This is a genomic window from Acidovorax sp. A79 (assembly GCF_041154505.1).
In the GTDB taxonomy this organism is placed as follows: Bacteria; Pseudomonadota; Gammaproteobacteria; order Burkholderiales; family Burkholderiaceae_C; genus Acidovorax.
In genome coordinates, this window is sequence record NZ_AP028672.1 from 4,893,180 (window position 1) to 4,912,839 (window position 19,660).

Here is a 19,660-nt window from a genome sequence, read left to right on the forward strand (position 1 = left end):
TCTCCTCGGATGGGAGGCCCGCGCAGTGCAGGCCGTACCCGGATCGTAGGAAGACGCCGCCCGGTACGCTGGGCTGAGCGTGCACAAAAGCCTTGTCCCAGCGTGCACGGCGCAGGGGGTTTACCCGGATTTCCGTGCCCGCCGCAGGAATAGCGGCGCGGCCGATAATCCCGCTGAGACAGGCGGCACCGTCTGCATGACGACTGGAGACACCCATGGCCCACCCTCTGACCGAGGTATCGACCGACACCGTGCCACCGCGCGACCGCCTGCACCTCTGGGGCGATGCGGTGTGGCGCCTCATTGGCGGGCTGGAGTCCGATGCCTTCGGCGACGAGGCCTTCGCGGGCCACATCACGTCGGGCCAGGCGGGCTACGTCAACCTGTGCCAGCTCGACGTGAGCCGCCACCGCGTGGTGCGCACCCCCAGCCTCATCCGCAGCAGCGACCGGGCCTACATCAAGGTGGTGGCGCAGCTCGAAGGGCGCGCCTGCTTCGAGCAGAACGGCCGCCAGGTGTGGCTGTCGCCCGGCGAGTGGAGCGTGTACGACACCACGCGCGCCTACGCCGTGAGCAACCCCGAGGCCGTGCGCCAGATGGTGCTGATGATCCCGAAGGAACAACTGCCCGAGCGCAAGCTCAAGCTCGACGACCTGATGGTGCAGCGGTTTTCAGGCACCACGGGCGTGTCGCGCCTGGCGTGGGACACCATGCGCGCGGCGTTCACCGAGCTGCCCAGCATGTCCGACGCCGCTGCCGACGGCGTGGCCGACGTGATCACGCACCTGGTGCAGCTGTCGCTGCTGGAGCGCAACGGCCAGCACAGCGCCGTGTCGCAGCGCGAGGCCCTGCGGGACCGTATCGGCCAGTACATCGACCGCCACCTCGCAGACCCGGACCTCACCATCGACCGTATTGCGCAGGCGCTCAACTGCAGCAAGCGGCACCTGTACAACGCGGTGGCGGACGAGGAGAACACGCTGGCCACCATGATCCAGCACCGGCGGCTGGAGGCGTGCCTGCAAGACCTGCGCAGCAGCGCGCAGGCGCAGCGGTCGGTGACTGACATCGCGCTGTCCTGGGGTTTCTCCAACAGCGCCCATTTCAGCCGTGTGTTCCGCGCACATGTGGGCTGCAGCCCCAGCGAATACCGCACGCGGGCCCGGGTTCCGGCATTGCCACACTGAGCGCGCTCTCCGGCCGCTGCGCAGGCCTGTCGGCAGGTCGCTTCATAAGAAAAAGCGCCCCTGCCGCTTGCGGCAGGGGCGCTTTCAGCTACTGAATCAATAGCATTCGTGCTGGCAACAGGCGGCCCGCCCTGTGCGGGCGGGCGGGTAACTGTGCAGGCGCTGCCGTTTACTGAATGCTCAGCGATGTGGCCCGGCTCACGGGCTCCAGGCGGGCCAGCGTCAGCGTCAGCACGCCGTTTTCCAGCTTGGCGGAGCTGTTGGCCACGTCGATATCAGTGGCCAGCTCCCAGGCGCGCTGCACCTGACGGGGCGCGCCCTCCACGCTTTGCAGGCGCACCTGGTTGCCTTCGATGCTGATGGACAGCTGCTCGCGGGCCAGGCCCGGTACATCCAGCTGCAAGGTGGTGGTCTTTTCGTCCTGCGTCACGGCGCAGCCGGCAGAGGCCGGGGCTGCGGGTGCGGCCAGTGCGCCCATCAGGAAACGCTGCAGCGCCAGGTCGGCGGAACGGGGGGACTGGGCATAAGCGGCACGGCGGATCACGGGGGCGAAGATCATGGGTAACTCCTATAAACTGCGCGGCTCTCGACGTGGTCGCCGCATGCCAAGGAGTTGTGTACGGCCGGGTTGCTTTTCAAGGGAAAAATGGCATGAATAAATTGCGCTCCGTGGGCTTGAAAACAGGCGCAGCGGCATTACGTCAACCGGTTTTGGCGCTGGCCGCGGCGCTGGTCTGCGCTGTGGCCCCCCTTTCCGCCAGCCATGCCCAGACCGCGCCCGGCACCACGGCCGCGGCCCCGGCCCCGGCCAAACCGGTGAAGGTGGCGCTCATCGAAAGCCTCTCGGGCGCGTTCGCCAACACCGGCGAGGCGGTCTACCGCAACGTCTACTGGGCCATGGAGCGTGTGAACGCACGCGGCGGCGTGCAGCTGCCCGCCAGCAGCGGCGGCCCCCGCCCGCTGGCGCTGGAGCGCTACGACAGCAAGGGCCAGAACGAGGAGGCCTTGTCGGCACTGCGCGCGGCCATCGACGACGGCGCGCAGGTCATCCTGCAGGGCAATTCGTCGGCCACGGCGGCGGTGCTGATCGAAGCCATCAACAAGCACAACGAGCGCGAGCCGAACAAGCGCGTGATCTTCCTGAACTACTCGGCGGTGGACCCGATCCTCACCAACGAGAAGTGCAGCTTCTGGCACTTTCGCTTCGACGCCCATGCCGACATGCGCATGGCCGCGCTCATGGAAGTGATGCGCGAAGACAAGGGCATCAAGAGCGTGTACCTCATCGGCCAGGACTACAGCTTCGGCCAGGCCGTGCTGCGCGAGGCGAAAAAGCAGCTGGCCGCCCAGCGCCCCGACGTGGCCGTGGTGGGCGACGAGCTGCACCCCATCGGCCGCGTGAAGGACTTCGCGCCCTATGCGGTAAAGATCAAGACCAGCGGCGCGCAGGCCGTGGTCACCGGCAACTGGGGCAACGACCTCACGCTGCTGGTGAAGGCCGCGCGCGAGGTGGGCTACGAAGGCAGCTTCTACACCTTCTACGGCAACGCCCTAGGCGCGCCCGCCGCCATCGGCGACGCGGGCATCGGCAAGGTGGTGGCCGTGGCCGACTGGCTGCCCAACGTGCCGGGCGCGCAGAGCGAGGCGTTCTACCAGTCGTTCCGCACGCGCTTTCCCAAGCCGCAGGATGACTACGTGCACATGCGCATGCAGCTCATGGTCGAGGCGCTGGCCCAGTCCATCGAGCGCGCGGGCAGCACCGACGCCGTGGCCGTGGCGCGCCAGATGGAGAACGCGAATGTGCAGCTGTCGGGCCAGGGCGGCAGCATGCGCGCGGCGGACCACCAGTTCCAGCAGGCACTGGTGGTGGGCGTGATGGACAAGAAGGGCGCACCGGGCGTGAAGTTTGACGTGGAAGGCTCGGGCTACGGCTTTCGCGTGGTGCGGCAGATCTCCGCCGCCAAGGCACAGCAGCCGCACAGCTGCACAATGCAGCGGCCCTGATCCACGGCGTGGGTGGTATGCGGCGCAGCGCGCGCCGCATATCGATATGAAAAGTTAGCGCAACCGGTGCAGGCCGTCGGGCCACAGAATTTGTCGCATTGATCACCCATGCGCGAATCGCTGCCTCCACCGTGTCCTACACCCTCTCCCTGCTCGACAAAAGTCCCATCCCCGACGGGGCCACGGCGGCCGAGGCGCTGCAGCGCACCGTAGCGCTGGCCCAGCGTGCCGAGCAACTGGGCTACCGCCGCTTCTGGGTGGCGGAGCACCATGGCAACCCGGGCCTGGCCGGCTCGGCACCCGAAGTGCTGGTGGCCCACCTGCTGGCGCGCACCTCGCGCATCCGCATCGGCTCGGGCGGCGTGATGCTGCAGCACTACAGCCCCTTCAAGGTGGCCGAGGCGTTCAAGGTGCTCGCATCGCTGGCACCGGGTCGCGTGGACCTGGGCGTGGGCAAGGCGCCCGGCGGCCTGCCGCTGTCCACCCGGGCGCTGCAGGCGCTGCACGATAAATCCCGGCCTGCGGACTTCGGCGCGCGCTTTGCGGAGCTGGACGCCTTCCTGCACGGCACGCTGGACCCGGACCACGCGCTGGCGGGCGCCGTGGCCTACCCCGCACCGCCCAGCCTGCCCGAGCGCCACCTGCTGGGCGGCAGCCCCGACAGCGCGGCGCTGGCGGCACGGCATGGCTGGCACTTCACGTACGCGGGCCATTTCAATGGCGACCCCGTCAACATCGAGCGCACGGTGCGCGTGTACCGCGAAGCCGCTGGCCGCGCCCCCTCGCTGGCGCTCTATGCGCTCGTGGCCCCTACCCAGGCGCAGGCCGACAGCCTGGTGGGCGCATTGCGCGTGTTCAAGCTGCATTTGTCCACCGGGCAGAGCGTGAACCTGCCCAGCGCGCAGGCCGCCGCGGAGTTTGCACGCCAGGCCGGCGTGGCGGACTACCGGCTCGAAGAAACCCGGCCCCACGTGATCGCCGGCTCGCCCGAGCATGTGCGCGAGCAACTCGATGCTATCAGCGAGCGCTACGGCATCGAGGAGTTCGTGGTCGACACGCCCGTCACGGGCTTTGCCGAGCGGCTGGCGTCGGTCGAACTGCTGGCCGGTGCCTACGCCACCACCGAGGTCTGAGCTGCCGGGCGCGGCCATTACTTTCCCTGGAAAAGACACCATGAGCAACACCCCATCCCCCATCCGTTTCGGCGTCATGCTGCATGGCGCAGGCGGCCACATGAATTCGTGGAAGCACCCCGCAGGCCCCGCGGATGCAAGCGTCAACCTCGACTTCTACATCGAGACCACGCGGAAGGCCGAGGCCAATGGCATCGCCTTCGCCTTCGTGGCCGACGGGCTATTCATCAACGAAAAGTCCATCCCGCACTTCCTGAACCGCTTCGAGCCCATCTCCATCCTGTCGGCGCTGGCCGTGGCGACGTCGAAGATCGGGTTGGCGGGCACCATCTCCACCTCGTACAGCGAGCCATTCACGGTGGCGCGGCAGTTCGCGTCGCTGGACCTCATCAGCAAGGGGCGCGCTGGCTGGAACGTGGTGACCACGCCGCTGGAGGGCACGGCCAGCAACTACAGCCGCAACCACCCCGACCATGCGCTGCGCTACGAGATCGCCGACGAATACCTGCAGGTGACGCAAGGCCTGTGGGACAGCTGGGACGAAGACGCCGTGGTGCGCAACCGCGCCACGGGCCAGTTCTTCGACTCCGCCAAGCTGCACACGCTGAACCACAAGGGCCGCTTCTTCCAGGTGGCGGGGCCGCTCAATATCGGCCGGTCGCCGCAGGGGCAGCCGGTGATCTTCCAGGCGGGTTCTTCGGATGCGGGCATTGGCTTGGCCGGCAAGTACGCCGATGCGGTGTTCACCCACTCGCCGTCGGTGGAGGAGACGCGCAGCTTTCTGCGCAAGGTCAAGGCCAGTGCCGTGGTGCATGGCCGCCAGGCCGACGATGTGAAGATCTTCCCCGGCATCGGCCCCGTGGTGGGCGCTACGCAGGAAGAGGCGGACGCCAAGTACCAGGCCATCCGCGAGCTGCTCACGGTCGATGAAGCGCTGGCCTACCTGGGCCGCTACTTCGACCACCACGACTTCAGCCAGTACCCGCTGGACGCGCCCTTCCCGGAGCTGGGCGAGATCGGGCGCAACAGCTTTCGCTCCACCACCGACCGCATCAAGGCCGATGCCAAGGCGCGCGGCCTGACCCTGCGCCAGGTGGCGCTGGAGGCCGCCACGCCGCGCTCGCAGTTCGTGGGCACGGGCGAGCGCGTGGCCGACGAGATCATCCGCTGGGTGGACGAGGGCGCGGCCGATGGCTTCATCCTGGGTTTCCCCGTGCTGTCGCAAGGGCTCGACGATTTCATCACCCACGTGATCCCCGTGCTGGAGGCGCGCGGCCGCTACCAGCGCACGCTGCCGGGCCAGACCCTGCGCGACCACCTGGGCCTGCCGCGCAAGGCCAGCCGGTATGCGCAGGCCGATGCGGACGCAGCCACAGCGCCAGAGAAAAAGGTGGCGTGATGGGCGCAGCATTGCCGGCAGCAGCTTCCGCGCACGACGTGCAGCGGGTGAAAAGTGTGGAAGAGGGCATTGCCGCCTTCATCCACGAGTTCCAGGCATTGCGCCGGGACCTGCACCAGCACCCCGAGCTGTCGTTCCAGGAGCACCGCACCTCGGCCATTGTGGCTGAGCGCCTCGCGTCCTGGGGCTACGAGGTAACCACCGGCATCGCGGGCACCGGCCTGGTAGGCACGCTGCGCAAGGGGCAGGGCACTAAGACCCTGGGCATCCGTGCCGACATGGATGCACTGCCCATCACCGAGGCCACGGGCCTCCCCTATGCCAGCCAGAACGCCGGTGTGATGCACGCCTGCGGGCACGACGGGCACACCACGGTGCTGCTCGCGGCCGCGCGTTTCCTGGCCGAGTCGGGCCGCTTCGACGGCACACTGAACCTCATCTTCCAGCCCGCCGAGGAGAACGGCGGCGGCGCCCACCGCATGATCGGCGAGGGTCTGTTCGAGCGCTTTCCGTGCGACGCAGTGTTTGGCCTGCACAACTGGCCCTGCGTGGGCGCGGGGCACTTCGGCTGCGTGACGGGGCCTGCCATGGCCTCGGTGGACCAGATCACCATCACCGTGCGCGGCAAGGGCGGCCACGGCGCCGCGCCGCATGAGACGGTGGACCCGGTGGTGGCCAGCGCGCACATCATCACCGCGCTGCAGACGGTGGTCTCGCGCAACGTCGATCCACTCGACATGGGCGTGGTCACGGTGGGCTCGATCCACGGAGGCAACGCACCCAACGTGGTGCCCGAGAGCGTGGAGCTCAAGCTCACGGCCCGCGCCTTCAAGCCCGAGGTGCGCGAGGTGCTCAAGGAGCGCATTCCGGCCATCGCCCGCGCGCAGGCCGAGAGCTTTGGCGCCACGGCCGATGTGTTGTACCGGCCCGGCTACCCGGCCGTGCTCAACCATGAAGCCGAGACGGAGCTGGCACGCAGCGTGGCGCTGGACACCTTTGGCGCAGCCCGTGTGGACGCAGGCTTTCGCCCGCGCACGGCCAGCGAGGACTTCGCCTTCATGCTGCTCAAGCGCCCTGGCAGCTACGTGTTCGTGGGCAATGGCGATGGGGCATCGCTGCACAGCCCGTACTACGACTTCAACGACGCCATCCTGGCGCCCTCGGCCACGTACTGGGTGCGGCTGGCCGAGCGCTTTCTGGCCTGAGACCCCTTTCACGAGAAAGCCCTCCCCATGAGTGACCGCTTCATCTACACCTCGCCTGCCGATCCCCTGGCCCGCCCGCTCATCGACGAGCTGTCGCACGAGTACGAGTCGCGCTACGGCGAGTTCTATGACCGCGAAGGCGGGCAGCGCGAGATGGAGAAGTACCCGCCCGAACTGTTCACGCCGGAGCACGGTGGCAGCTTTGTACTGCTGCTGCGCGGCGGGCAGGCCATTGGCGGCGGCGCCTTCAAGCGTCACAGCGATGCGCACACGGCGGAGCTCAAGCGCGTGTGGACGCACTCGGCCCACCGCCGCCAGGGCCTCGCCGCCAAGGTGCTGCGGGAGCTCGAAGCGCAGGCGCTGCGCCAGGGCTATGCGCGGCTGTACCTCACCACCGGCTTTCGCCAGCCCGAGGCCGTCGGGCTGTATCTGGGCCACGGGTACACGGCGCTGTTCGACACCACGCTGCCGCACGAGACGTACCGCCATCTGCCGTTCGAGAAGACTCTGCGCGCAGTGGACGGCCTGGAGTCCCCCGCCACGTTGACGACGGCGCCCGCCACACCGCACGCCCTGGGCGTGGGGCACGCCGCGGTCGTGGCGCAAGCGGCCTGAAAGCCGCCAAGCACACCGGCCCCGCCTGCCTCGCTCTTTTCCACGAACCCCGACAGCCTGCGAGACCTCATCACCATGTCCACCTCCACCACCCTGGACGCCGCAGCCGTTCTGCCGCTGGGCCCCGGCCATGCCGCGCCCCCTGGTGTCCACAGCCATGCGCCCGGCGCGCCTGCCCTCACACCCTCGCCTTCCCTGGCCCCTTCCCCGGTGAAGGGCGACTATTCACACTACAAAGTCGTGCCCGCGCGCTACCGGGCACGGGCGGCCGGCACGGTGTTTGCCGCCGTGGTCATCGCGCTGGTGCTGTATTCGGTCTTCACAAACCCGCGCTGGGGCTGGAGCATCTTCGGCGAGTATTTCTTCTCGGAGCCCGTGCTGGTGGGCTTGGGCCGCACGCTGCTGCTCACCGCGCTGGGGGCGCTGTTCGGCTTCACGCTGGGCACGGCGCTGGCGCTGGCCCGGGTGTCGCGCTCGCCGCTGCTGGCGGGGCTGTCGTGGACCTTCATCTGGATCTTCCGGTCCATCCCGGTCATCGTGCTGCTGCTCATCATCAACAACCTGGGCTACCTGTACGAGACCGTGAGCCTGGGCGTGCCGTTCACCGGCTGGACGTTCTTCTCGTACCCCACCACGCAGCTCATCAGCCCGTTCGTGGCGGCGCTGATCGGCCTCACGCTGAACCAGGCAGCCTTCGCGTCGGAGATCGTGCGCGGCGGCATCCTGTCGGTGGACCAGGGGCAGCTGGAAGCGGCGGCCGCCCTGGGCCTGCCGCGCCGCCGCCAGGCGTTCCGCATCGTGCTGCCGCAGGCCATGCGGTCCATATTGCCGGCGGGCTTCAACGACATCATCGGGCTGGCCAAGGGCACGTCCAACGTGTACATCCTGGCCCTGCCCGAGCTGTTCTACACCATCCAGATCATCTACCGCCGCAACCTGGAGGTGATCCCGCTGCTGATGGTGGCGACCGTGTGGTACCTCGTGATCCTCACGGTGCTGTCGCTGCTGCAGTACTACATCGAGCGGCATTTTTCCAAGGGCGCGCTGCGCAGCCTGCCGCCGTCGATCTTCGGCGGCATTGCGCAGCGCCTGCGGCCTGCGCGGCGCGCGGCCGTTCAAGGTGATACAGCGGTGACCGCACCGGCAGCAGCGCCCACGCCCGCCGTCGCCACCGTGCCGCGCTGGACGGGCGAGCGCAACCGCGGTGGTGAAGTCACCATCCACGGCGTGTCCAAGAGCTACGGCGCCCTGCGAGTGCTGAAGGACGTGACGCTGACGGTGCCACCCGGCAGCGTCACGGTGATCCTGGGGCAGTCCGGCTCGGGCAAGTCGACCTTGCTGCGCACCATCAACCACCTGGAGCGCGTGGACGATGGTTTCATTGCCATCGATGGCGAGCTGATCGGCTACCGCCAGGAAGCGGACACCCTGTACGAGCTGGGCGAGAAGGACATCCTCCAACGCCGGGTGGACGTGGGCATGGTGTTCCAGAACTTCAACCTGTTCCCGCACCTCACGGTGCTGGAGAACATCGTCGAAGCACCGGTCACCGTGCGCAGGCTGCCCCGTGCAGAGGCCGAAGCGCTGGGGCTGGAGCTGCTGGCGCGCGTGGGCCTGTCCGACAAGGCGCACAGCTACCCGCGGCAGCTTTCCGGCGGGCAGCAGCAGCGCGTGGCGATCGCGCGCGCCCTGGCGCTCAAGCCCAAGGTGCTGCTGTTCGACGAGCCCACGTCTGCGCTGGACCCGGAGCTGGTGGGCGAGGTGCTCGATGTGATCAAGGAGCTGGCGCGCACCGGCACCACGCTCATCATCGTGACGCACGAGATCGGCTTTGCCCGCGAGGTGGCCGACACGGTCGTCTTCATGGAGCAGGGCCGCGTGCTGGAAACCGGCACGCCCGCCAAGGTGTTCAGCCAGCCCGACCACCCCCGCACGGCGGAGTTCCTGGCCAAGGTGCTCTGAGCCGCCACCCGCCTCACATTCCCCCACCCGCAGCGGCCTTTCTGGGTCAGCCGGCCTTTAGCCCAGGCCGGGCTGCGGCATGGGCGCCGCTGTGATCTGCCGATTTTTTGTTTTTCCCTTTGCCTGTTTTCCTGACCCATCCATTTCATCCCCGGAGCCGATCCATGACCCTTGTGAACCGAACCCTCGCAGCCCTGGCACTGGCCGCTGCGTCCATCGCCGCACTGGCGCCCATCCACGCGACTGCGCAGGCCATCGACCTGAGTCCCGAGCAGCCCACGCGCCCCCGCTCGCAGAAGGTGGACGAGGCGATCAAGCTCGTCGCCAAGGATTTCAAGTTCGCCAAGGACGGCGTCCTCACCGTGGGCACCACCACGGGCCGGCTGCCGTTTGGCGCCTATGCCACCGACAACAAGACGCCCGTGGGCAACGCGCCGGACATCGCGCAGCTGGTGGCCGACAGCCTGGGGCGCAAGCTGGAGCTGGTGTCCGTGGCCTGGGCCGACTGGCCGCTGGGCCTGCAATCCGGCAAGTTCGACGTGGTGATCTCCAACGTCACCGTGACCGAGGAGCGCAAGGAGAAGTTCGACTTCTCGACCTACCGCAACGACCAGCTGGGCGTGTATGTCAAGGCCGACAGCAAGATCACGTCCATCAAAGAGCCGAAGGATGTAGCGGGCCTGAAGGTCGTGGTCGGCGCGAGCACCAACCAGGAGCAGATCCTGCTGCGCTGGAACCAGCAGAACATCGCCGCAGGCCTTAAGCCGGTGGACATCCAGTACTACGACGACGATGTGGTGCTGTACCTGGCGCTGGCCTCGGGCCGCGCCGACGCGTACCTGGCCCCCAACGGCATCGCCGCGCACAACGCGCGCGATGGCAAGACGAAACTGGTAGGCACCTTCTCGGGCGGCTGGCCGCAGGCGGCCGAGATTGCCGTGACCTCGCGCAAGGGTTCGGGCATTGCCGACGCGATCACCACGGCACTGAATGCGCAGATCAAGAACGGCAACTACGCCAAGGCGCTCGAGCGCTGGAACCTGCAGTCCGAGGCCATCCAGGTCTCGCGCACCAACCCTCCTGGCTTGCCCAAGAAGTAAGCCTGCAGCCTTCAAGGACCATCCATGATTCTGACTCTCCATTCCCTGTCGCGCCGCAGCCTGGTAGCCCTGGCCTCGGCGTGCGCGCTGGCCTGCGCGTGGACCGTGGCCGGTGCGGCCACCGCGTTTGACTTCAGCCCCGGGCAAAAGGGCCGCATCCGCGCCGAGAAAGACGCAGCGGCCGTCCAGTCCATTCCGAAGAATTTCAAGTTCGTGAAGGAGGGCGTCTTTACCGTGGCGATCGCGCCGTTTGCGCCGCCCATCGCCACCTATGCCAGCGACGCCAAGACCGTGGTGGGGTTCGATCCGGACTATGCACAGCTGATTGCCGACGCACTGGGGCTCAAGCTCGAACTGCTGCCGATTGCCTGGGCCGACTGGCCGCTCGGGCTCACCTCGGGCAAGTACGACGCGGTGATCTCCAACGTGGGCGTGACGGAGCAGCGCAAGGAGAAGTACGACTTCTCCACCTACCGCCTGGGCCTGCACGGCTTCTATGTGCGCGCCGACAGCAAGATCACGTCCATCAAGGAGCCCAAGGACATTGCGGGGCTGAAGGTCATCACCGGATCGGGCACCAACCAGGAGCGCATCCTGCTGGAGTGGAACAAGCAAAACGTCGCCGCAGGCCTCAAGCCCGTGGAGCCCGTGTACTTCGACGACGACGCCGCGCGGCTGCTGGGCGTGGTGTCGGGCCGGGCCGACGCCAACTTCAACCCCAACGCGCCGCAGGCCTACCACGCGGCCAAGGACGGCAAGATCAAGCTCGTGGGCACGGTGAACGCGGGCTGGCCGCTCAAGTCCGACGTGGCCATCACCACGCGCAAGGGCTCGGGCCTGGCCGATGCGCTGACGCTGGCCACCAATGGGCTCATCAAGAACGGCAAGTACACGCAGGCGCTGCAGCGCTGGAGTCTGCTGGAGGAAGCGTTGCCCAAATCGGAAACCAATCCCCCGGGCTTGCCCAAGTTCTGAAGCCCTCTGAGCCGCTGCGCGACTTCCCCCTCAGGGGGACGCACCCGGTGGACTGGCGGAGCCAGATCCACGGGTGCGCTGGCGTGGGGGCGCGCCGGTTGCGGGCGTCTGTCGGTCTGATCGGCGTCTGTTGATCCTTTTTCTTTTTCATCCATGGCTATTTCTCATCTCGCATTTCTGACGCCGGGCAACTATGCCGAGGACAGCCCGCTGCAGGGTTTGGAAGACACCTTGCGGCTGTTCGAGCTGGGGGAAGCGCTGGGCTACCAGGGCGCGTGGGTGCGCCAGCGGCATCTGGAGCGGGCGGTGTCGTCCGCGGCCACGCTGCTGGCCGCCGCCACGCAGCGCACGGGGCGCATCGCGCTGGGCACGGCGGTGATCCAGATGGGGTATGAGAACCCTTTCCGGCTGGCCGAGGACCTGGCGACGGTGGACGTGCTGTCGCGCGGGCGCCTGCAGGTGGGGCTGAGTGCGGGGGCGCCACCCTACGGGCCGCTGCTGGGCGGGCGTTTGTTCGACGGCGATGCGCAGGCCATCGATTTTTCGCACGCGCGGGTGGAGCGGCTGCGCAGCAACCTGCGCGGTGATTATTTCGGCGACGACGACTTTTTCGTGGAGTCGCCCGCAGGACGCCAGCGCCCGCGGGTGCAGCCGCATGCGGCGGGGCTCGTGGAGAGACTGTGGTACGGCGGCGGGTCGCTGAAGTCTGCGCAGTGGGCGGGTGCCCAGGGCTACCACCTGCTGATCGGCAATCTCAACCGTGGTGAGCAGACAGACGATTTCTTCGCGGCGCAGCGCAGTCAGCTCGAACTGTTTCATGCCCACTGGTCGGCTCCCCACGCCCCGCGTGTGGCGCTGGGCCGGGTCGTCGTGCCGCTGGACAGCGCAGATGCTGCGAGCCGGGCGCGCTACCGAGCCTGGGCGGCGCTGCGCGAGGTTCGCACGATGGCACCCCAGGGCGAGCGCCGTACGCTGTTTGCGCGCGATCTGGTGGGGACGTCCGATGAGATCCTGGAAAGCCTGCGCCAGGACCCGATCGTGCCGCGCGTGCAGGAGCTGCGGCTGGAGCTGCCATATGACTTCAACGTGCACGAGTACGCGCAGATCCTGAGCGACACCGCGCAGTACATTGCGCCGGAGCTGGGCTGGGTTCCAGCGGCGGCCGGCCCGACTGTCGACGGCTACTGCGTGGACCGCGCAGCCGCGACGTCGCTGCCCAGCTCGATCACCGACATGGCGTAGCAGATCGACCGGTTGTAGCGGGTGATGGCGTAGCGGTTTTCGGTGCCCGGCACGTAGCTCGGCGTATCACCGCCGTTGTGTAGTTCGACGAGGCCAGGGGCGCGGCGGCGCCATCCAGCACGCCGCCCTTTGCTTGTATGCTGGCAGCGCTGAAGGTGGGCAGGAGTCTTGCGGTAAGAGGTGATCCAGTTGCAGCAGGCTCAGACCGAACGGGTTGTTTCAAGTTCAAAATGCTGACTCTATGAAGCACCGCCCAGCCCACGTCTTGCGGTGCGTTCAGCGCCGGATGCGCCGTCCCGTCTTGAACACCCACCACACCACGACAAGGCACAGGGCCATGAACACGAACGTCATGCCCGCGCTCACGCCGATGTGGACATCGGCCTGGCCGTAGAACGCCCAGCGCAACCCGCTGATGAGATAGACCACCGGGTTGAACAGCGAAACGGTCTGCCAGAACGGCGGCAGCATGCTGATGCTGTAGAACGCACCGCCGAGAAACGTCAGCGGTGTGATGACCAGTAGCGGTATCACCTGCAGCTTTTGAAAGCTGTCAGCCCAGAGGCCGATGATGAATCCGAACAGGCAGAACGTGACGGCGGTGAGCACCAGAAAGCCCACCATCCACACCGGATGCGCCACTTCGTAGGGCACAAACACCCTGGCGGTGGTGAGGATGAGCACCGATACCAGCAGCGACTTGGTGGCTGCGGCGCCGACATAGCCCAGCAGCACCTCGACCCAGTTGACCGGCGCGCTGAGCAGCTCGTAGATGGTGCCGGACCACTTGGGCATGTAGATGCCAAAAGCCGAGTTGGAAATGCTTTCGGACAGCAGCGACAGCATGAGCAGGCCGGGGATGATGTAGGCCCCATAGCTCACGCCGCCGATGTCGCCCATGCGCGAGCCAATGGCCGAGCCAAAGACGATGAAGTACAGCGCTGTGGACAGCACCGGTGCGATCAGGCTTTGCATCCAGGTGCGAAAGGCACGGTTCATCTCGAAGCGATAGATGGCACGCACGCCATGCAGGTTCAGGCCGGTCATGCTCGGGATGCTTTCTGTTGCGACGGGGCGTGGTCCTGGTCCTTGTCCTGGTGCACCAGGCCCACAAAAATGTCTTCGAGCGAACTCTCGCTGGAATGCAGGTCCTTGAAGTCAATCCCGTGTTCGGCCAGCGCGCGCAAAAGTGCGGCAATGCCTGTGTCTTCTTGCTGGGTGTCAAAGGTGTAGGTGAGCATGGTGCCACCCTGGCTAAGCACCAGTGGCCAGCGGGCCAGCGACGCGGGTATCTGCTGCATCGGTTGCTGCAGCGTGAGTGCAAGCTGCTTCTTGCCCAGCTTGCGCATCAGCACATTTTTGTCCTCCACCACGATCAGCTCGCCCTTGCGGATCACGCCGATGCGGTCGGCCATGTCCTCGGCTTCCTCCAGGTAATGCGTGGTCAGGATGATGGTGGTGCCCGCATCGCGCAGCGCCCGCACCAGGCGCCACATGTCGTGGCGCAGCTCCACGTCCACGCCCGCGCTGGGCTCGTCGAGGAACAGGATCTTGGGCTCGTGCGACAGCGCCTTGGCGATCAGCACGCGGCGTTTCATGCCGCCCGAGAGCGCGAGGATCTTGCTGTCCTTCTTGTCCCACAGCGACAGGTCCTTCAGGATCTTTTCGATGAAAGCAGGGTCGGGAGCCTTGCCGAACAGCCCTCTGCTGAAGTTGACCGTGGCCCACACGGTTTCAAACGAATCGGTGTGCAGCTCCTGGGGCACGAGGCCAATGGCCGCGCGGGCGGCGCGGTAGTCCCGCACGGTGTCATGGCCGTCGGCGCTGATGGAGCCCGCCGTGGCATTGCTCATGCCGCAGATCACGCTGATGAGCGTGGTCTTTCCCGCGCCGTTGGGCCCGAGCAGGGCAAAGATCTCGCCGCGCCGGATGTCCAGGTCGATGTTCTTGAGTGCCTGGAAACCGCCAGCGTAGGTTTTGCTCACGCCGCGCACACGGACGATCGCGTCCGCAGCGGGCATGGAAGAAGGTGATGCAGGCATGGGATGGTGGTCAGGAATAGTGCATGCCGCCGCGGCGGTTGCCGAGCAAGCGGGGGAGCGACGCATTGTGGCTTGAGTTGCGCAACCGCGCTGGCAGGCGCTGGCAAACCCCGCTTTGGCCCTGCGGCCAGGACAGGTCTTTCCCCTTCGCCACCGGATGCGTGCGGTGCGGGTAGCACAGCTGGCTCCGATCCGCAGCCCCACCAGGCAGTTCGGCTCGCGAAGGGTATTGCGGGCCATCCGGTGCTCGGCCCCTCGGTCGACCCTGTGCGCCTGCTCCGGCCGCCGCAGCGCCAGGATCAGCGCGTTCGCGCCGCCGCCACCTCGCGGCCCAGCTCGATCACGGCCATCGCGTAGTAGCTGGACCAGTTGTAGCGCGTGATGGCGTAGAAATTCTCGGTGCCTGCCACATAGCTGGCGGGCTCGCCGCCGTTTTGCAGTTCCACCAGTGCCAGCGGGCCGGTGTGCTGCGCGCCCTGGGCATCCAGCACCGCGCCTTTGGCTGTCATGCTGGCCACGCTGAAGGTGGGCAGGATGTCGGGTGCCAGCAGGTCGTCGAGCTGCAGGCGCGCGGCGTCGAACTGCACGCCAAAGTGCGTGGGCATGCCTGGCGTCCAGCCATGGCCGCGGAAGTAGTTGGCCACCGAGCCGATGGCGTCCGCCGGGCTCTTGAACAGGTCCACGCGGCCGTCGCCATCGAAGTCAATCGCATAGCGCACCCAGCTCGACGGCATGAACTGCCCCAGGCCCATGGCACCGGCGTAGCTGCCACGGGGCCCGAACGGGTCGGTGTCGCTGCGGTTGGTGAGGCTCAGGAACTGCTCCAGCTCACCGCGGAAAAATGCGGTGCGCTCCTTGGCACGCGGGTGGGTTGACGGGAAATCAAACGCCAGCGTGGCCAGCGCGTCCATCACCCGGAACGTGCCCATCTGCTGGCCGTAGATGGTCTCCACGCCGATGATGCCCACGATGATCTCGGCGGGCACGCCGTACTCGCGCTCGGCCCGCTCCAGCGTGGCCTCGTTCTCCTGCCAGAACCGCTGGCCGGCGCGGATGCGGATGGGGTCGATGAAGCGGCTGCGGTACACGCGCCAGTTCTTGGCGGTGCCTTTGGCTGGCGGCAGCATGAGGCGGGGGACCTGTGGCAGGAAGTGCGCCTGCCCGATGGCCTGGCGCACCCATTCGCGGTCCAGGTCGCGGCGTGCGGCCAGGTCGTCGGCAAACTGCAGGGCCTCGGGGCGCGATGCATAGGGCACCGCGGGCTTTTGCTTCGTGGCGGTGGGTTTAGAGGGTTTTTGGGGGCTGGCGCTTGCTGTTATTGCGCAAGACGCTATTAAAAATATAGCAATTTTGGCCCATCGGGCTGTCTTCTTCATGTCGGTTGTTCGTTACTTTGTTGTGTCCCTGCGCCGCGCAACCGGCGCGGCCCGGGCCGGCGTCACCGCGCAAGGGCAGCCCCGCCGCGCTGGCGGCGCCCCCCTTCGTGGCGGAGCCGAGAGAAGGGGCTGGGGGCCGCGGCTCCAGGCCTGCCTGCGCAGGCTGGGACGGCCCCGAAGGGCTGCCGTCTCTGGCGGCTGCACGGAGCGGCGAAGCCGCTCAGGGGGATGATTCATTTCTTTGGCCAGGGCAGGGTGCGGAATGCGCGCCGCAGCGTGCCCAGTTCGGTGTCGGGGTGGGGGGCGTAGCGCAGTCGCTCCAGCCGCAGCAGCCAGTCTGCCACTGCGTCGGCTGGCGCCCCGAATTGTGCCCGCACCCGTTCGGCCATCGCGCGCGGTGGCAGGGTTTCCGGCAGTGGCAGGCCGGCGCGCGCCAGGCGTTGGCGCGTGCGGGCCAGCAGCCGCAGCCAGGGGTCGTGCTGGCTGCGTTCCCACAGGCTCCAGCCCATGCCGCCCAGCGCGGCCGCGATGACCAGGGTGCCCAGCACGGTGGTGAGGTCCTGCCAGCTGGGGGATTCAAAACCCAGCGCCTTGAGCAGGTCCATCTGGCGGCTCTGCGTGTAGTTGAGCACCCACTGGTTCCAGTTGTTGTTGACGGCTTCCCACACGGCGCGCAGGTTCTGCACCATGCCCGGGCTGAGCGCGCCCATCGCGGCCGCCAACGCGCCTTGGGGCGCCTGCAGGCGCTGGAACGCCACCACGCGGCCTGGCGAGACGGCGCCCGTGGGGTCCACGCGCACCCAGCCGCGGCCTTCCATCCACACCTCGGCCCAGGCGTGGGCATCGGCATTGCGCACGGTCCAGTAGCCGTCCACGGGATTGCGTTCACCTCCCTGGTAGCCCGTGACGATGCGTGCGGGCACATCCAGGGCGCGCATCAGCACCACGAAGGCCGAGGCAATGTGTTCGCAAAAACCTTCCTTGCGGTCAAACCAGAACTCGTCGGCGGTGTGTTCGCCATAGACGCCGGGATCGAGGGTGTAGGTGTAGCCGCCCGTGCGCAGGCGCTGCAGGGCCGCATTGACCAGCGCGCTTGTTCCGCCGCTGGCCAGCGCGGGGTCTGCGCGCATTTGCGCGGCCAAAGCCAGGGTGCGGGGGTTGAAGCCGGGGGGGAGCTCCGTGTACACGCGCAGCTGCCGCACGGACTGCTGGGGGCCATGGCGGTACTCGGGGTAGCTCACGGCCTGGTAGCGCATCACCTCGGTGATGGGGCGTGAGGTCATCCACTGCAGGTCCTGGGTCATGTAGGTCCGCATGTTGTTGGGCAGCTCGGGCGCCTCGGGGGTGGCTTCCAGCACCATCAGCCAGGGTTGCCGCTGGGGCTCGAGCGTCACTTCGTAGCGCACGGCCGGTCCGCTGACCTGCAGGTTGGCTGGCAAGGCCGCGCGTGCGGCCCAGGCGCTGTCTTCGCGAAACGGCTCTGCCTGCCATTGCCGGCCATCGAACGCCGTCATGACGGGGCCGCGGAAGTACAGCGCCGATTGGGGCGGGACATCGGTGGGCGCCCCCGCGAAGCGCAGGCGGATGGCCACGCGTTCGTCGAGCGCGATCTCGGCCATCTCGCCGATCTTCATGGTGCCCGACAGGCCGCTGCGCCCCGTGAGGTTCTCCCCGGGCATGCCCCACAGCGGCGCCATGCGCGGAAACAGCATGAACAGCGCCACCATGATGGGCGCCCCCAGCAGCGCCATGGTGCCCGCCATGCGAAAGGTCTGCGCCAGGGGCGGGCGCCCCACCGGCATGTGGGCATTGACCAGCGCCATGAGCAGGCCCAGCAGCGCCACCAGCATGGCGGCGGCGGTGAGCAGCGACTGCGAGAAGAAGAAGTTGCTGAGCATCGTGAAGAAGCCCAGGAAGAACACCACCATCGCGTCGCGGCGCGCGCGCAGCTCCAGCATCTTGAGCGCCAGCAGCATGACGACCAGGGTGACGCCCGCATCGCGCCCGAGGATGGTGCGGTGCGTGAACAGCGTGCCCGCCACCGCCACCACCAGCAGGGCGCCCACGGTCCAGCGCCCGGGCAGGGGCCGGCCTTTCCAGGCGAGCCAGCCGCGCCACAGCAGCAGCCCGCCGGCCAGCAGGCTGGTCCACACCGGCAGGTTGGACACCTGAGGTGCGATGACCCAGACGATCACGAACAGCAGAAAGAGCGTGTCGCGGGCGTCGCGCGGCAGGGAAACAAGGGTTCGGCGCAGGTTCATGGCAACGGTCCAGGCCCGGCTTGGAGTGGTGGGCGTGCTATAAAAAATATAGCTGCCTGCGCTTTGCCTGTATGCGGCAGGGGCCCACTGGATACGGATTTTGAAGCGGGGTTCAGCACAGCGCCAGTGCCTCCAGGCAATTTCGTCGGTGCGCCGCACCCGTGTCCGGGGCGATCTCGACACCCGGCAGGCGCAGGCCATAGTCCAGCCCCAGCCGGTCGGCCTGCAGCACCCAGGCGGCCAGGCGTGAGATGCGGGCTTCGTGGTCGGGCAGCGAGGCGCGGGCCAGGTCCAGCCACAGTTCGTGCCGTTGGGCTTGCTGGGCGTCGCGGCTGACCAGGTCGTCCGTGCCGGTGCCCAGCGATTTGGCGGCCTTCTTCCAGACCACGAGCTTGAGCGGGTCGCCCCGGCGGTAGGCGCGCACGCCGTCGAATTCGCCAATGCCCTGCGTGGGCGTGTTGCCGGCGCCGCCCGCGCGCGGTTCGCCGGTCGGCAGCGGCGGTGCCGGGGTCTCGGGCGCGGGGTAGACCAGCACCTGGGCCGCGGGCCGCCAGTAGGTCCAGACGCGGAAGGTGCCGAGCGGAAAGCGCGTCTCGGCCGTCAGCGTGGGCACGCGGTGCAGGCCCCGGCGCGGGGGCTTGAAAGCGACCTGCACGCTCGACTGGCCCTGCGCGGGCACGTCGGTCCAGGCCCAGTGGTGTGCCTCCTTGCCCGTGCCGTGCACCGACAGGGCGATGCCGTAGCGCGGCGTCTTGCGCTCGCTGGACAGCTGGATGTCAAACGCCGTGCTGGTGCCCATGAAGTGTGGCTCGGGCGCCTTCAGGTGCAGCGTGAGGCCGCGCAGGTTGGCGTGGCAGATGTGCATGCCCACCACGGCGCTGCCCGCCAGCAGAAAGGTCAGCAGGTAGCCCAGGTTGAGCTGGTAGTTGATGGACGCGATGAGCAGCACGATGAGCGTCAATGCCAGCATCCAGCCCGAGCCGGTGGGCAGGATGTAGACATTGCGCTGCGTGAGCGCGAGCGTGTCGCTCAGCGGCAGGCGCGCCTGCCACCAGCGCTGGAAGCGGCGGCGCAGTGGCGCAAGCGGGCTCACCCGGGCCAGGATGGCGCGCCAGCCCCCGGTCGGGCGGAGCGTGGCGGGGGGATGGGCGGCTGTCAT

At 67.8% G+C, this 19,660-nt stretch carries 16 protein-coding genes and 1 pseudogene; 10 read left to right on the plus strand and 7 right to left on the minus strand.

The genetic code is table 11. The features are described 5' to 3' along the window. Positions 1–215 precede the first annotated feature (215 nt). Positions 216–1,187, plus strand: coding sequence for a helix-turn-helix domain-containing protein (locus ACAM51_RS22435; protein ID WP_369641903.1), 972 nt, complete (start codon positions 216–218; stop codon positions 1,185–1,187). 169 nt (positions 1,188–1,356) lie between these two features. Here the strand turns inward: ACAM51_RS22435 and ACAM51_RS22440 are convergent, their stop codons facing one another. Continuing rightward, positions 1,357–1,746: an Hsp20/alpha crystallin family protein gene (locus ACAM51_RS22440; protein WP_218293895.1), complete on the minus strand. Its 390-nt coding sequence runs from the start codon at positions 1,744–1,746 to the stop codon at positions 1,357–1,359. A gap of 92 nt (positions 1,747–1,838) precedes the next feature. On the opposite strand from ACAM51_RS22440, the gene ACAM51_RS22445 reads away from it, so the two are divergent. The 9 genes from ACAM51_RS22445 to ACAM51_RS22485 all read left to right on the plus strand — a co-directional run bounded on the left by ACAM51_RS22445 (position 1,839) and on the right by ACAM51_RS22485 (position 12,822). Then, on the plus strand, positions 1,839–3,191 hold the full coding sequence (locus ACAM51_RS22445) for a branched-chain amino acid ABC transporter substrate-binding protein (protein ID WP_369641904.1): 1,353 nt from the start codon (positions 1,839–1,841) through the stop codon (positions 3,189–3,191). Positions 3,192–3,322: 131 nt separating this feature from the next. After that, complete coding sequence (locus tag ACAM51_RS22450) at positions 3,323–4,324, plus strand: LLM class flavin-dependent oxidoreductase (protein WP_369641905.1); 1,002 nt, start codon at positions 3,323–3,325, stop codon at positions 4,322–4,324. Between the two features lie 40 nt (positions 4,325–4,364). Further along, entirely contained in the window at positions 4,365–5,723 is a 1,359-nt protein-coding gene (locus tag ACAM51_RS22455; RefSeq protein WP_369641906.1) for an LLM class flavin-dependent oxidoreductase, read from the plus strand. Then, positions 5,723–6,928, plus strand: a complete 1,206-nt coding sequence (locus ACAM51_RS22460; RefSeq protein WP_369641907.1) for a M20 aminoacylase family protein — start codon at positions 5,723–5,725, stop codon at positions 6,926–6,928. The genes ACAM51_RS22455 and ACAM51_RS22460 overlap by 1 nt, the downstream gene beginning before the upstream one ends. Before the next feature lie 27 nt (positions 6,929–6,955). Next, positions 6,956–7,543 carry a GNAT family N-acetyltransferase gene (locus tag ACAM51_RS22465; protein ID WP_369641908.1) on the plus strand — a complete coding sequence of 196 codons (588 nt, stop codon included), beginning with the start codon at positions 6,956–6,958 and terminating at the stop codon, positions 7,541–7,543. A 75-nt stretch (positions 7,544–7,618) separates the two neighbouring features. Further along, positions 7,619–9,505, plus strand: a complete 1,887-nt coding sequence (locus tag ACAM51_RS22470; protein WP_369641909.1) for an amino acid ABC transporter permease/ATP-binding protein — start codon at positions 7,619–7,621, stop codon at positions 9,503–9,505. A 164-nt stretch (positions 9,506–9,669) separates the two neighbouring features. Further along, complete coding sequence (locus ACAM51_RS22475) at positions 9,670–10,605, plus strand: ABC transporter substrate-binding protein (RefSeq protein WP_369641910.1); 936 nt, start codon at positions 9,670–9,672, stop codon at positions 10,603–10,605. A 30-nt stretch (positions 10,606–10,635) separates the two neighbouring features. Then, positions 10,636–11,580, plus strand: a complete 945-nt coding sequence (locus ACAM51_RS22480) for an ABC transporter substrate-binding protein (RefSeq protein WP_369643870.1) — start codon at positions 10,636–10,638, stop codon at positions 11,578–11,580. 153 nt (positions 11,581–11,733) lie between these two features. Further along, complete coding sequence (locus ACAM51_RS22485; protein ID WP_218340654.1) at positions 11,734–12,822, plus strand: LLM class flavin-dependent oxidoreductase; 1,089 nt, start codon at positions 11,734–11,736, stop codon at positions 12,820–12,822. On the opposite strand, the pseudogene ACAM51_RS22490 reads toward ACAM51_RS22485, so the two are convergent. From ACAM51_RS22490 to ACAM51_RS22515, 6 genes and pseudogenes are all read right to left on the minus strand, one after another. Further along, positions 12,762–12,988: pseudogene (locus ACAM51_RS22490) on the minus strand (lytic murein transglycosylase); the annotation flags it as partial. The gene ACAM51_RS22485 and the pseudogene ACAM51_RS22490 overlap by 61 nt on opposite strands. Before the next feature lie 110 nt (positions 12,989–13,098). After that, complete coding sequence (locus ACAM51_RS22495; protein ID WP_218294445.1) at positions 13,099–13,860, minus strand: ABC transporter permease; 762 nt, start codon at positions 13,858–13,860, stop codon at positions 13,099–13,101. 5 nt (positions 13,861–13,865) lie between these two features. Then, positions 13,866–14,864, minus strand: a complete 999-nt coding sequence (locus tag ACAM51_RS22500; protein WP_369641911.1) for an ABC transporter ATP-binding protein — start codon at positions 14,862–14,864, stop codon at positions 13,866–13,868. Between the two features lie 299 nt (positions 14,865–15,163). Then, positions 15,164–16,240 carry a lytic murein transglycosylase B gene (mltB, locus tag ACAM51_RS22505; RefSeq protein ID WP_369641912.1) on the minus strand — a complete coding sequence of 359 codons (1,077 nt, stop codon included), beginning with the start codon at positions 16,238–16,240 and terminating at the stop codon, positions 15,164–15,166. A 233-nt stretch (positions 16,241–16,473) separates the two neighbouring features. Further along, the gene (locus ACAM51_RS22510; protein ID WP_369641913.1) at positions 16,474–18,501 is read right to left on the minus strand and encodes a DUF3488 and DUF4129 domain-containing transglutaminase family protein; all 2,028 of its coding nucleotides are present in this window, start codon (positions 18,499–18,501) and stop codon (positions 16,474–16,476) included. A gap of 112 nt (positions 18,502–18,613) precedes the next feature. After that, positions 18,614–19,660, minus strand: coding sequence for a DUF58 domain-containing protein (locus ACAM51_RS22515; protein WP_218340658.1), 1,047 nt, complete (start codon positions 19,658–19,660; stop codon positions 18,614–18,616).